This is a genomic window from Thermoanaerobaculum aquaticum, from assembly GCF_000687145.1.
GTDB lineage: Bacteria > Acidobacteriota > Thermoanaerobaculia > Thermoanaerobaculales > Thermoanaerobaculaceae > Thermoanaerobaculum > Thermoanaerobaculum aquaticum.
On sequence record NZ_JMFG01000023.1, the window covers coordinates 83563 to 96670 of the forward strand.

General features: G+C 60.9%; 9 protein-coding genes. 8 read left to right on the forward strand and 1 reads right to left on the reverse strand.

The window, feature by feature from the left end; all coding sequences use genetic code 11:
- Positions 1-68: 68 nt before the first annotated feature.
- Positions 69-1541, forward strand: a complete 1473-nt coding sequence (locus EG19_RS12815; RefSeq protein WP_053335162.1) for an HD domain-containing phosphohydrolase — start codon at positions 69-71, stop codon at positions 1539-1541.
- Positions 1538-1984, forward strand: coding sequence for an SsrA-binding protein SmpB (smpB, locus tag EG19_RS09270; protein ID WP_038049881.1), 447 nt, complete (start codon positions 1538-1540; stop codon positions 1982-1984). The genes EG19_RS12815 and smpB overlap by 4 nt, the downstream gene beginning before the upstream one ends.
- 12 nt (positions 1985-1996) lie before the next feature.
- Here the strand turns inward: smpB and EG19_RS09275 are convergent, their stop codons facing one another.
- Positions 1997-2539, reverse strand: a complete 543-nt coding sequence (locus tag EG19_RS09275) for an NUDIX hydrolase (protein ID WP_038049882.1) — start codon at positions 2537-2539, stop codon at positions 1997-1999.
- A 65-nt stretch (positions 2540-2604) separates the two neighbouring features.
- Between EG19_RS09275 and uvrA the strand changes: the two genes are divergently transcribed.
- The 6 genes from uvrA (at position 2605) to EG19_RS09310 (ending at position 13003) form a co-directional block, all read left to right on the forward strand.
- Positions 2605-5436: an excinuclease ABC subunit UvrA gene (uvrA, locus tag EG19_RS09280; protein ID WP_038049883.1), complete on the forward strand. Its 2832-nt coding sequence runs from the start codon at positions 2605-2607 to the stop codon at positions 5434-5436.
- Positions 5437-5678: 242 nt separating this feature from the next.
- Positions 5679-6032, forward strand: coding sequence for a hypothetical protein (locus tag EG19_RS09285; protein WP_038049884.1), 354 nt, complete (start codon positions 5679-5681; stop codon positions 6030-6032).
- 130 nt (positions 6033-6162) lie between these two features.
- Positions 6163-7440: a multiheme c-type cytochrome gene (locus tag EG19_RS09290; RefSeq protein WP_038049939.1), complete on the forward strand. Its 1278-nt coding sequence runs from the start codon at positions 6163-6165 to the stop codon at positions 7438-7440.
- Between the two features lie 462 nt (positions 7441-7902).
- Entirely contained in the window at positions 7903-8331 is a 429-nt protein-coding gene (locus EG19_RS09300) for a hypothetical protein (protein ID WP_038049886.1), read from the forward strand.
- A 217-nt stretch (positions 8332-8548) separates the two neighbouring features.
- Positions 8549-8920, forward strand: a complete 372-nt coding sequence (locus EG19_RS09305; RefSeq protein WP_038049887.1) for a cupin domain-containing protein — start codon at positions 8549-8551, stop codon at positions 8918-8920.
- Between the two features lie 690 nt (positions 8921-9610).
- Positions 9611-13003, forward strand: a complete 3393-nt coding sequence (locus EG19_RS09310) for a hypothetical protein (RefSeq protein ID WP_038049888.1) — start codon at positions 9611-9613, stop codon at positions 13001-13003.
- Positions 13004-13108: the final 105 nt, after the last annotated feature.

The window sequence follows — 13108 nt, forward strand, 5'->3', positions numbered from 1 at the left end:
GGTTTTCCTGCAAAGCTGTGGTTTTTATGCAACAGCAATCCGGGTGCTACACTGCCTGTGGAGGTCATATGCTGCCACCGTTGGATCCGGAGGCGGTGCTTCGCTTAAAGGAGGTTTTATACCGGTTTTTGGAGGAGCTCCAAACCACCAAGGCCGCCCTCTACCTGCTGGGAGACCGAGGCGCTTTGGAGCTGGTGGAAAGCTACGGCTTTGGCCGCCGGGAGGCCATCCTCGCCGAAGTTCCCCCGGACCATCCCCTTTACCACTGGGTGCGACGCCATCGCACGGCGCCAGCGGTGCTGGCCGACCCGGCCAGCGAGCCGGCGCTGGCTGAGGTGCTCAGGCTTTCGGGAAGCACCACCTTGCTCACCGTGCCGCTCATCAGCGGGGATAACCTCATCGGTTTCGTGGATGCCAGGGACCGCGCTGGACGGAAAAGCTACGGCCCGGAAGAGCTTAAAAGAGCCAAAGCCATTGGCGAGCAGCTGCTTTCGGTGTTGGGGGAGCTGGGTCTGGTAGCCGCTCCACCGCCACCTGCACCCACCCCCACCGAGGTCAAGCCGCAACCGTCCAAAGCCTTCAAGTTCCCGCAGGCGGTGGAAAAGCTCGCGGGGCTTTGCGGGGCCCTGGCTCAAGCCGAAGGGGTGGGGGCGGTAGCGGTGACGGTGGTGGAAGGGGCCACGGTGCGCTCGCACCTCTTTACCACCACCCCGCTGGAGGGCACCGAGCGGGAATCCATCGCCCGGCACCAACGGGAGGTGGCCGCCCAGGCCGGCTTAACGTTGCCGGAAGCCTCCCGCTGGTCTTTTACCGAACGCCCCTCCCAGGGGCGGGAGGCGCGGCGGGAAGAAATCCGCACCGTGGTTTTATCCCGGGATGGCCTGACGGTGCTGGTGTCGCTCTTAACGCCGGCCGGTAGCTCACCGCACGCCTTGCTTTCCGCCATAAGCGGGGTATGGGAGCTTTCCCAACGGGAGCAGGCCCTGCGGCGAGCCGTGCGCAACATGGCGCGGGTACTGTTGGAGCCGGGGGACTTGAGCTTCCCCCACCTGCGCCAGCACAGCCAGGCGGTTTCTGAGCTTGCGCAAAAAATGGCGCAGGAGCTGGGCTTGAGCGAGGACGAGGAAGAGCTGGTAACGCTGGCCGGCTACCTCCACGATGTGGGCATGCGGGAGCTGGATTACCAGCGCATTTACCGCCTGGAAAAACCCCCGGAAATGGAGCGCAGGCTCTACCAGCGCCACCCGGTGGTGGGGGCCAGGATCCTGGAGGAAACCGCCTACCCGGGGCTGGCCGAGGCCGTGCGGCACCACCACGAGCGGTGGGATGGCAGCGGCTACCCCCAGAGGCTTTCCGGTCCCGCCATCCCCCTGGCCTCCCGCATCGTGCACCTGGCGGAGGTGTACGACGTGCTCACCTCCCCCGCCTCCTACAAACGGCCGGTAAGCCGCGAGCAAGCAGTGCAAATCATCGAAAAGGAAGCCGGCAAACAGTTTGATCCCAACCTGGTGCCGGTGCTTATCAAGGTGGTAGGGGCATGAAGGTGCTGGCGCAAAACCGCAAGGCCCGCTTTGAGTACGAGTTTTTGGAGCGCCTGGTGGCGGGCATTGCGCTGACCGGCAGCGAGGTGAAGTCGGTGCGGGATGGCCGCGTCAACCTTCAAGACGGGTACGTGGCCTTTGAAAACGGTGAGGCGTTTTTGGTGAACGTGCACATTGCGCCTTACGCCAACGCTGGCTACGCCGGCCACGACCCCCTGCGGCCCCGCAAGCTCTTGCTGCACAAGCGGGAAATCAAGCGTCTCTGGGGCAAGGTTCAGGAAAAGGGCTTGACCCTCATCCCTTTGGCCATTGGTTTGGAAGGCAACTGGATCAAGGTGGAGCTGGCCCTGGCCAAGGGCAAGAAGGTTCACGACAAGCGCGAGACCCTCAAACGGCGGGAGCTGGATCGGGAAGCGGAAGCGGCCATGAAGCACTACCGCTAGCTTCCCGGTGCGCTATTGACCCTGGGGCAAAGCAAAGAGACCGGCAAGCTGGGCCAGCAAAAGGCACGCCAAGCTTTTGGCGTCGCGGATTTGCCCCTGGCCAATGGCCACCGCCAGCTCTTCCGGCGTGAACAACCCTAGCTCCAGCTCTTCGTCCTCATCCCAGTTGGTTTTCCCCGCATTGAGGTTGGTCGCCAGAAAAGCGTGAAGCTTTTCGTCACAAAAGCCGGGAGCCGAATAAAACGCCCCCAGGGGGATGAGCTCACCGCGAAAACCGGTTTCCTCAGCGAGCTCCCGCTGGGCACAAGCCAGAGGCTCCTCCCCGGCGTGCAGGGTGCCGGCGGGCAGCTCCCACAGGGCCTCACCCACCGCAAAGCGAAACTGCCGCACCAACACCACCCGGCCGTCGGGCAAAACCGGCAGGATCACCACCGCCCCGGGATGGCGAACCACCTCCCGCACCGCCTCTTGTCCCTGTCGCAGGCGCACCCGGTGCACCTCTACGCTCAAAAGCTTGCCGGCAAACGCTACGTTTCCTTGGACATCCTCTTCCACGCCAACCCCCTGCGGCTCGTGAAAAGATGCCGCGCGCGATACAATACCCTGTTTGGGTGGGAAAAATGAAAGACTTCATCTCAATTCGCGGGGCTCGCCAGCACAACCTCAAGAACATCAACCTGGACATCCCCCGCAACAAGCTGGTGGTGATTACCGGGGTTTCCGGTTCGGGAAAGTCCTCCCTGGCCTTTGATACGCTGTTTGCCGAAGGGCAAAGGCGTTACGTGGAGTCCCTTTCCGCGTACGCCCGGCAGTTTTTGGAGCAAATGGACAAGCCCGATGTGGACGTCATTGAGGGCCTGTCCCCTGCCATTTCCATTGAGCAAAAAACCGTTTCCAAAAACCCCCGCTCCACCGTGGGTACCGTCACCGAAATTTACGACTACCTGCGCTTGCTTTACGCTTCCATTGGCGAGGTTTTTTGCCCCGACTGCCGCATCCCCATTGCCGGACAAACCGTCCAGCAAATGGTGGACCGCATATTGAGCCTCCCCGGCGGCACCCGCTTTCTGGTGCTGGCCCCCCTCACCCAGGCGAAAAAGGGGGAACACCGCAAGCTCTTTGAGCAAATGGCGCGGGAGGGTTTTGTGCGCGCCCGGGTGAACGGGGAAATCATCGAGGTGGCCAACCCCCCTGAGCTGGACAAGAAGAAAAAGCACACCATCGAGGTGGTGGTGGACCGCCTGGAGGTGCGCCAGGACCTGGCCCAGCGCCTGGCCGATTCCCTGGAAACCGCCCTGCGGGTGGGTGACGGGTTGGTGCGGATCGCCCCCAAAGACCGCGAGGAGTTCGTGCTTTCCTCCCGCCACGCTTGCCCCCAGTGCGGCTTTTCCCTGGCCGAGCTTTCCCCCCGTCTTTTCTCCTTTAACTCGCCCCAGGGCGCCTGTCCGTCGTGCACGGGCCTGGGGAGCGTGCAGGAAATTGACCCCGGAAAGCTCATCCTGGATCCCCAGCGCTCGCTAGCTGCCGGCGCCGTAGCCGGCATTGCCGAATCGGGGCGCTCTTTCCGCTGGCGGCAACTGCAAACCCTGGCCAAGGCCATGGGCTTTTCCCTGCACGTGCCCTGGTACAAGCTGCCCGAGCCGGTGCAGAGGGCGATCCTCTACGGCACCACCCAGGAGCTGCACTTTGAGTTTGTGGGGGAGCGTTCCACCTGGGCCTACCGCGCCCCCTTTGAAGGCCTGGTCCCTGCCTTGGAGCGCAAGTACCGGGAAACCCGCTCCCCGGAAGTACGGGCCGAAATCGAGCGCTTCATGTCGCAAAAGCCCTGCCCCGCCTGTGGCGGACGGCGGTTGCGGAGGGAAGCGCTGGCGGTGCACATCCGCGGCAAAAACATCCACGACGTGGTGGAGCTTTCGGTGCGGGAAAGCTTGAAGTTCTTCCAGAGCCTGGAGCTCACCCCCCGTGAGCAGCAGATCGCCGGCAAGATCCTCAAGGAAATCAACGATCGTTTGGAGTTTTTAGCCGCCGTGGGGCTCGACTACCTCACCCTTTCCCGCACCTCCGGCACGCTTTCCGGCGGCGAAGCCCAACGCATCCGCCTGGCCACCCAAATTGGCTCCAAGCTCATGGGCGTGCTGTACGTTCTCGACGAGCCTTCCATTGGCCTGCACCAGCGGGACAACCGCAAGCTCTTGGCCACCCTCAAGGGCATGCGCGATTTGGGCAACACCGTTTTGGTGGTGGAGCACGACGAGGAAACCATGCGGGAAGCCGACTGGATCGTGGACCTGGGCCCCGGTGCCGGCATCCACGGCGGTGAGGTGGTAGCCGAAGGCCCGCCGGAGGTCATCCCTTCCTTTCCCCGCTCCCTCACCGGCCGCTACCTGGCTGGGGAGCTCACCATCCCCGTTCCCCCCAAGCGCCGCCCGGGAAACGGCAAAAAGCTCGTCGTTTACGGTGCCCGGGAGCACAACCTAAAAAACCTCGACGTGGCCTTCCCGCTGGGCATGTTCATTTGCGTCACCGGGGTTTCCGGCTCAGGCAAGTCAACCCTGGTCAACGAAATCCTCTACAAAGCCTGCGCCCGCAGTTTGTACCGGGCTTTGGAGCTCCCAGGAGCCCACGACCGCCTGGAAGGCACCGAGTTCATCGACAAGGTGGTGGCCATTGACCAATCCCCCATCGGTCGTACCCCCCGCTCCAACCCCGCCACCTACACCAAGGTTTTTGACCCCATCCGCGAGCTCTTTGCTCTAACCCCCGAAGCCCGGGCCCGGGGCTACAAACCCGGCCGTTTTTCCTTCAACGTCCGCGGGGGGCGCTGCGAAGCTTGCGCCGGTGAAGGGCAAATCAAAATCGAAATGCACTTCCTCCCCGATGTTTACGTCACCTGCGACGTCTGCAAGGGCCGGCGCTACAGCCGGGAAACCCTGGAGGTGCACTACAAGGGCCTGTCCATTGCTGAGGTTTTGGACCTCACGGTGGAGCAAGCCCGGGAGCTTTTCGCCGCCCACCCCCACATCACCCGCATCCTGGACACCCTCATGGCCGTGGGCCTGGGCTACATCAAGCTGGGCCAGCCAGCCACCACCCTTTCCGGCGGTGAAGCCCAGCGCATCAAGCTTTCCCGGGAGCTCGCCCGCCGCGCCACCGGCCAAACCCTTTACATCCTGGACGAACCCACCACCGGCCTGCACTTTGACGACGTGAAAAAGCTTCTCTCGGTGCTGCACACTCTGGTGGATCGAGGGAACACCGTGGTGGTCATTGAACACAACCTGGACGTCATCAAAACCGCCGACTGGATCATTGACTTAGGCCCCGAAGGCGGCGACGAAGGCGGCTTCCTGGTGGCCCAGGGCACCCCGGAACAGGTCGCCCAAAACGGGCAAAGCTGGACCGGCCGCTACCTCGCCCCGCTGCTTTCCCTCCCCAAAGCCCAAGCGTGTTAAGGTGCTTGATGCGTTTGGCTGGTGTGGGCTTTAAATCCGTGCCAAGCTTCTGGCGTTTTCCCATTTGACAAGCTACAAGACGTCACCCTCTTTCAAGTTCGTTTACCCCGCGCTCGTGGGTGGTAACCGCAGGTGCCTTTCACGGCATTGACGTGCTAGCGCAGTTATACTGGGGTAGAAGTTAGCTGGAGAGTCCGGGACAAGCCAGCCAGAGGCTTTCGGTGCTCTCGCATGGGGGGAACATGAGTAAGGGAAAAGCCATTGTCCTCGCCGTTTTTACCCTGTGGCCCTTCCTCTATATGTTCTTGTTCTTTGCTACCATTGTGATCCTCATTACCAGTGCGGCAGCTAAGCCCCAGCCGTCGCAAGACATGCCCCTGCTTTTCGGAGGCATTTTTATCATGCATATCGCCACGATGCTGGAAATCATGGGCCTTTTGGTGGTTTATATCGTGCATTTGTTTAAGACCGACCGGGTGCCGCAAGACCAAAAAGCTCTCTGGGCAGTGGTCATTTTCCTAGGCAACGTTCTCGCCATGCCGGTTTACTGGTACCTTTACATCTGGAAACCGCTGCGGGTAGCCGCAGAAAGCTAAGGTTACAAGCCGGTAACACTCCGGCGGAGGCCATGGCTTTGTTTTGCCTATTGCAATCCCCGGAGAAAGCCTTGACGTCTTCCGTTTGCTGCCCGATATTGAGCCGCAGGACGTGATTTGGGAGGAGATCATGGTAAGAAAGGTGCTGATCCTGGCTTTGGCTGTTACGGGAACCTGGGGCGTTTGGGCTACTGCCACCGCTGCCCCGGAAACAACGCAAGCGTCCTGCGTGGGTTGCCATAAGGCGGTGACGCCGGCATTGGTAGCCGATTGGCAGCTCTCCAAGCACGCCGCCAACGACGTGGATTGCGCTGCGTGTCATGGGGATCAGCACCGCTCGGCAGCGGATACCGCCAAAGCGCTCATCCCCACCCCGGACACCTGCGCCACCTGTCACGAAGACCGGGTGGCCCAGTTCAAGCGAGGCAAGCACGCCTTTGCCTGGGCAGCCATGAAGGCCATGCCCACCACCCACGCCCTGCCGGTGGCCATGCGGGAAGGGATGAAAGGCTGCGGAGGATGCCACAAGATCGGGCTCAAAAGCGAGCAAGAGGTCAAGGAGTTGAAAGCCAGCGGCGCGGGCTTTGGTTTGGCCTCCTGCGATGCCTGTCACACCCGCCACACCTTTTCGGTGACCGAGGCCCGCCAGCCCCAGGCCTGCCAGACCTGCCACATGGGCTTTGATCACCCGCAATGGGAGATGTACTCGGCATCCAAGCACGGGGTGCGCTACCTCTTGAAGCAGGCCAAGGTGCTGCCGGCGGAAACCCCGGCGCCCACCTGTCAAACCTGCCACATGCCCGAAGGCAACCACGAGGTGCGGACGCCTTGGGGCTTCTTGGCGGTGCGGCTGCCGCTGCCGGAAGAACCCCAGTGGGCCGCCGACCAAACCACGATCCTGCAAGCTCTAGGCGTCCTGGACCCGGCAGGCAAACCCACCCCGCGCCTGGAGGTGGTGAAGGCAGCGCAGGTGGCGCGGCTGTCCGCCGAGGATTTCCAAAAGGAGCGCGAGAAACTGCTGAAGGTTTGCAGCCAGTGCCACTCCAGCCGCTTTGCCCAGGAGCAGGTGCAACGGGGCGACGAAATGATCAAGGAAGCGGACCACCTGCTGGCTGAGGCCATCCGGGAAGTGGCCGGTCTTTACCGCGATGGCATCCTCGCCAAGCCCTCCTCCTACGCCCACGCCTTCCCGGATCTTTTGACCTTCCACGACGCCCCCACACCCATCGAACAGAAGCTCTTCGTCATGCACTTGGAGCACCGCATGCGTGCCTTCCAGGGCACCTTCCACGCCAACCCCGACTACGCCCTGTGGTACGGCTGGAGCGAGCTCAAGCGCGATTTGGCGGAAATCAAGGCGATGGCTTCGGAACTCCGGCAAGCTCATGCAGCAACGCCCAAGCGGTAAAAGGTTTTGACCCAACTGGCCCACAGACTTTCTGGGGAAAAGGCCGCCGGTGGTGATGCACTCCTCAATGCCTCCGGCGGCCTGCGGACCGCGCCTGTCTGAATTCATTCACCGCTAGCTGTGCAGCCCCTGGCCCGCCAGGAAAGCCCGGGTCTCCTTCCGGCCCAAGGCCCCCGGTGAGCTCTTGGCTCAAGCAATCCCTAGCGGCCAGCGCTTGACAATCTAGCGATTAAGCTTTAGTTTGCGTTAGTCACTTCAACAGCTGCAGAAGTTGAGGGGAAAAAGTGCACATGGGCTTGGACCACTTTGAGGATTTTGCCTGCTGTTTTTGTGAAATCGCGTCTTGGCCGTGCGAAGAAAAACGGCACCCTCAAGCCCAAAGCAAAATCCCGTTGGGCTTTCCAGCGGAAAAGGCCGACAAAAGGTTTGAGCATTTTTGGTTCAGAGAGAAAGGGAGGAAACATGAAGGAAAAGTCGCGGCGTTTGTGTTGGCATGGAATGCTGCTTTTTTTGCTCGGCCTTGTCACCGGCTTGGTGATGCAGCTGTTCCCCAACCCGCGAATGGGATTGGCAGCGCACCTGGAAGGCCTCATGAACGGGATCTTCTTGCTGGCCTTAGCGGCAAACTGGTCTCGCCTGCGGCTTTCGGCAGGGGCAGAAAAATGGGCCCTGGGCGCTGTGCTCTACGGCACCTACGCCAACTGGTTCTTCACCTCTCTCGCCGCCGCTTTTGGCACCGCCGCCATGGCACCTCTGGCCGCCGGAGCCCATCGTGGTCAGCCCTGGCAGGAGCTGGTGATTACCGTGGGTTTTGCCAGCGTGGGGGTGACCATGCTCTTGGGTGTTTCTCTTTTCCTCTGGGGACTGCGGGGGCCCGGGAAAACGGAGTAAGTTTAGACCACCAGTGCCCGCGGTAGCGACAGCCGCATGGGAACGCACCGGCGGTTCGAGGGGCAATCGGTAGGCAGCAACCGCAAGCCTCAGAAAAGAACCGCTGCTTGGGCCTTAAAAAGCCACTCGGACTGAGCTTTTGACAGGCCGGAAATATCCGGAGATTGCGCGCGGTTTGCACAAGAATAACTCTCAGAAAGGAGAGGGGGTCTCACCTATGAGAACACTGGCACGTCTTTCTGTTTTGGTCCTCTTGGCGGGCGCTGCCTTAAGCGCCGTACAGGTAGTGCTGGCCCAGGATGCGGTCAAGGCCCTACCTGCCAACAGCAAGGTGCTCGTGGACAACGACGATGTCCGCGTTTACGAGTTCTGGGCAAAACCCGGGGAGAAGGTCGCCATGCACTCCCATCCCCGCACCGTGGTTTACTCGCTCACCGACGCCACCGCTACACTCACCGGCGCCGACGGCAAAAGCCAGGTGTCCACCTTCAAGGCCGGACAGGCCATTTACCACGGGCCCGTAACCCACAAGGCTGAAAACACCGGCAAGACCGATATCCACTTCGTGGTGGTAGAAATTAAGCGGTAAAAGAGGGAAGCACCCCTTACCGGGGCTTTCAGCTCAATGCCGAGGCTCCGGTGCGGGTGGTGAAAAACAGCAAGCAATCCCCACCACCCGCGGGCCACAGAAGGTCAAAATTCAAGATGTAACTCCGGGCCCAGAGCAAGTGTTAATAACCCTGGGCCCCAGTTTTTTTATCCACAGCAGGCACCAAACAGCACACTATAGGCAAAAGCATGACCAAAAAAACCCGCGGACCACCTGCGAGTTTCATCCCAGTGGCTCCATCTTGTTTGGATTTTCAGAGCTCCTTCGGGAGCTGTCAAGGGCAAAGGGCGCGACCAGTGCCCCCTGCGTGCCAGGACATCGCCCTGCGAGGCAGCGCCCCGATTTCCTCCAGGTCCAATTTGGTCCCTTTGAAGGAGATTCCCTGATACGTGGCTGGGTTGGCTCCTTTGAGGTGGTTTCAGCGTTGCTTGGGGCGCTTCTTTTGAAACCTACCTTTCGCGGTCCCATCCCCCCGGTTGCTTTTTCTCCCGAAGTAGCCCATACTGCGACTTAAGCTCACGGCAGAATTTGCCTCACAACGTCCGGGGCGGCGCAAAAGGAGCGCAAGGCGCAGAACTTGGGGGACCAATGATACCTATTAAGCCATGGACTACGTTTGTTGTCTTTTGTTTTTTTCTAGCACAGACCGGCACCGCCAGCGAGCCGACGGTGGTGTTTTTCCCTGGGGTGGCCCACGCCCCGGGAGCCAGCGGAACGGCCTGGCGCTCGGAGGTAGTACTTCACAACCCTACCGGGACCAGCCAACAGGTGGAGCTGGCGTTGCTCCCCCGGGGTTCGGGAGCGGTGGCGGTGGCGTCCCAGCTGGTCCTCGCTGTGGGTGAAACCCGCCGCATCCCCGACCTTTACGCGTTCTTGCGGGCTCCCGATGGGGCCGGCATGGTCCGCATCACAGGCGAGGTGGTGGCGTGGGTCCGCACGTACAACCAAGGGGCCAGCGGAACCTTTGGCCAGGAACTGGTGCCGGTGGACGCCAGCTCCGCATATACCCCCAGCGAACCGCTTATCTTCCCTTTTTCTGCCACCGCCGACATCAAGACCGGCTTCCGCTCAAACCTCCTCCTGGTCAACCTGGAGCCCGTTGCCATTACCTTCACGCTCCGCGCGGGCACTGCGGAAAAAACCGTCAGCGTACCCGCCGGAGCCTATAGCCAAATTGACAACCTGGGCTCGTTTTTGGGTGCTGCTTCCGGCTTTTCGGTGGTGCAGGTGAGCGCCACCGGTCGCTGGTTTGCGGCCATTTCCACGGTTGACCCCGTCACCGGCGATCCCACCACCCTTCGGGGTTTGGGTGCCGGAGACAGTAGCGAACGCCTTTTTGCCGGCGTTGCCAAGCTCCCCGGTGCCAACCAAACCTCCTGGCGCTCCGAGGCCGTGTTTTACAACCCCACCTCGGCGTCGCTCCCGCTAATCCTGGAGCTGATCCCCCGGGGACAGGGGAACGTAGCCGCCAGGGCCAACTTGACCTTGGCTGCTGGAGAAACCCGCTACCTCCCAGACCTCTACCAGACCCTCGGGGTGGCGTCGGGAGCTGGGACCCTGAAGGTTCAAGGAGGAGCCCTGGCCTGGGTCCGGACCTTCAACAAGGGAAACCAGGGCAGCTTTGGTCAGGATTTACCCCCGGCCACGCCTTCCCTGGCGGTGGGATCCTCCATGCCGGTGGCGCTGTCGGTTTATTCCCCCACCAGTCCCCAGACGGATTTCCGCTCCAACTTGGTGGTGCAAAACTTGGAAAACCGCGATATCACGCTTTCCCTCCGTGCGGGAGTAACGGAAAAGTTGCAGGTCATCAAGGCCAATTCCTATACCCAAATTGACAATTTGGGCAACTTCATGGGCCTGCCGCCAGGGGCAGCCACGGTTTGGGCCCAAGCCAACGGCCGCTGGCTTGGTGCCATGTCCACCATTGATCCGGTGACCGGAGACCCCACCACCTTTCGCGACGCCCGCAGTTTCCTTCCCCCCAGCAGCTATGACCTTATCGAAGCAGCCCTTGCCAACCAGACGATTAGCAGCGAACAAGCATTGACCTACAAGGTTTTTGCTGATTTCGGGGATTCACGCTTACCGGCGCAGTTCCAGGGCGATGACCGCAACACCCATGAAGCCCTGGGGACGGCAGAGGCCGCGGAGAAATTTGCCACCCTTTCGCCAGCAACCCAGGAGGTCGTTGGCCCTTATTTGGTCCAGCCTTTTTACGCCGGCAGTTGGTGGGACCGGCGGAGGGCCGGAGTAACGGGAGTGTCGGCTTTGGCTACCATGTGTCGGCCTTGGGCCATTACCTGCCCCATTCTCAGTGGAGACTGGGAATACTACGACGGCACCTACGTGCGGGTGTGGTACCTGAAATCCCATGCCGCCACTGATGCAGCCGTGGCTCGCGCCTTAGCTGCTGCCGCCACCTCCGACATTTGGCCAAAATTCACGGCTTCCATGGGACGGGTCCCAAAACCCGACGGGGACGAGGGGGGCAGCGCTCTTTACGATGTGGTTTTGTCCGACGGGCTGTCCTCCAGAACTTACGGTTCAACCGTCCCGACGACGCTTATCGCTTGTAACAACGCCCCAGCTTTCTCGTACCTTAACCGGACCATCAGCGACCTAAACATCTTCAAGTCCATTTTGGCCCACGAGACCTTTCACGGCGTACAAATTGGTTTCAACAGCCGCCAATGCCCCACGTCAATGCGATGGCTGAGCGAGGGCACCGCCACCTGGTTCGAAGACTTTGTTTATCCCGGCACCAACCGGGAACACGACGATGCGCCTCATTACTTGGACAAACCCTACCTCGCCATTGACAACGACGGCGGGGACGTCCTCAAGCCCTATGGCACCTACACGTTCTTTTACTACTTGACCCGCATTCGCGGACTTGCCCCTGATGTCATTGGCAAGATCTGGGATGCCACGGTAGGTGCGGACGGCCTCCACGCTTTGGATAGCGCCTTGCGCTCCGTTTCGGCAGAGCTTGATAAGTCCTGGCCGGACTTTGCAGTGTACGCTTGGAACCAACAGGCGCCTTTTAATCTCTTTACCAACGATGGCCTTACTTATGGGGCACAAGTAAACCCACCGCGGACAGGCACCTTATCCACCCGTGACGCAAGCTGGGAAGTCATCCCTAAGACCAAGCCGCCTTTGCTCCGGCTTTCTCTTTTTTATTATCACTACGATTTCCCCGACGCCAGCGTTGCTGCCCTGGGTTTCTTTAACGGCTTGACCCGCAGCCTTAGCCTGCAAACCGTTGACGAATTTGGGAAGCTTTACAGTGCCTCCCCCCTTGCCGGGCCAGACACCGCCGAAGGGGGGCACATCACAGCGCTCGTAAAGATCAACGGCACCTGGAAAAAAGAGGATTGGACCCCGCTGGCTGGACGGCTTTACTGCCGCGATCTGAAAGCCGAACGGGTGGAATCGCTGGTGATTATCCTGTCCAATGCAGATGTGAGCGAGATAAGCTCCGTGTGGCCCAAAGGGGACTACCCGCCCCTGCTTTTTGCCACAAACCTCGGCTGTGCCCACTGGGAAGGCGAGGCCAGTCTTACCTACCGCTGGGGTAACAGCGTGACCGAAACCATGAACGTGGCCGGCCTGCGCCTGGAGCCCGTAGCTGAGGGTTTTTACGACGAAAACACCCCTGTTTTCCGCGGCTACGCACCATTTTCCGGTGATTATTCGTACGTGGTACGCGGCACCAATGGCGATTGCTCCTACTCGGCCGATAACAACGGTACCCTTACCAGCGGTTTAAGTGCTTTCCACGTCCTTACCTGGGTCACCGGCGGGGTGGGCTACCGGGGTCTCACCACTGGCTTGTTTTGGGAGTGGACCCAGGCGCTCATGATCCTCAAGGAGACCTGCCCCCTTTCCACCAAAATGCTCCCATGGAACGCCGGGACGTTTGTGCTCCCCGTCATTCCCGAATTCGCCTGGGCGCGGGTCACCCCGGATGGTCGGCGGATCGTGATTCAGGCCTCGGATATTCCAGGTCAACAGGGTTTGAGCGGTACTTGGACCTTCCGGGCCTTACGGGAGCCGTAAAGCCGACAACCTGGGGCTCTCACGGTGGGGCAGTGCTGTGACTAGCCTGGCAATACACCGCCGGCAAAACCGGATTTTTTCCGCCTTGATTAACGAAAAAGCGTT

Coding starts and splice junctions, on each gene's coding strand:
- EG19_RS12815 (WP_053335162.1), top strand. CDS start 69: ATGCTGCCACCGTTGGATCCGGAGGCGGTGCTTCGCTTAAAGGAGGTT.
- smpB (WP_038049881.1), top strand. CDS start 1,538: ATGAAGGTGCTGGCGCAAAACCGCAAGGCCCGCTTTGAGTACGAGTTT.
- uvrA (WP_038049883.1), top strand. CDS start 2,605: ATGAAAGACTTCATCTCAATTCGCGGGGCTCGCCAGCACAACCTCAAG.
- EG19_RS09285 (WP_038049884.1), top strand. CDS start 5,679: ATGAGTAAGGGAAAAGCCATTGTCCTCGCCGTTTTTACCCTGTGGCCC.
- EG19_RS09290 (WP_038049939.1), top strand. CDS start 6,163: ATGGTAAGAAAGGTGCTGATCCTGGCTTTGGCTGTTACGGGAACCTGG.
- EG19_RS09300 (WP_038049886.1), top strand. CDS start 7,903: ATGAAGGAAAAGTCGCGGCGTTTGTGTTGGCATGGAATGCTGCTTTTT.
- EG19_RS09305 (WP_038049887.1), top strand. CDS start 8,549: ATGAGAACACTGGCACGTCTTTCTGTTTTGGTCCTCTTGGCGGGCGCT.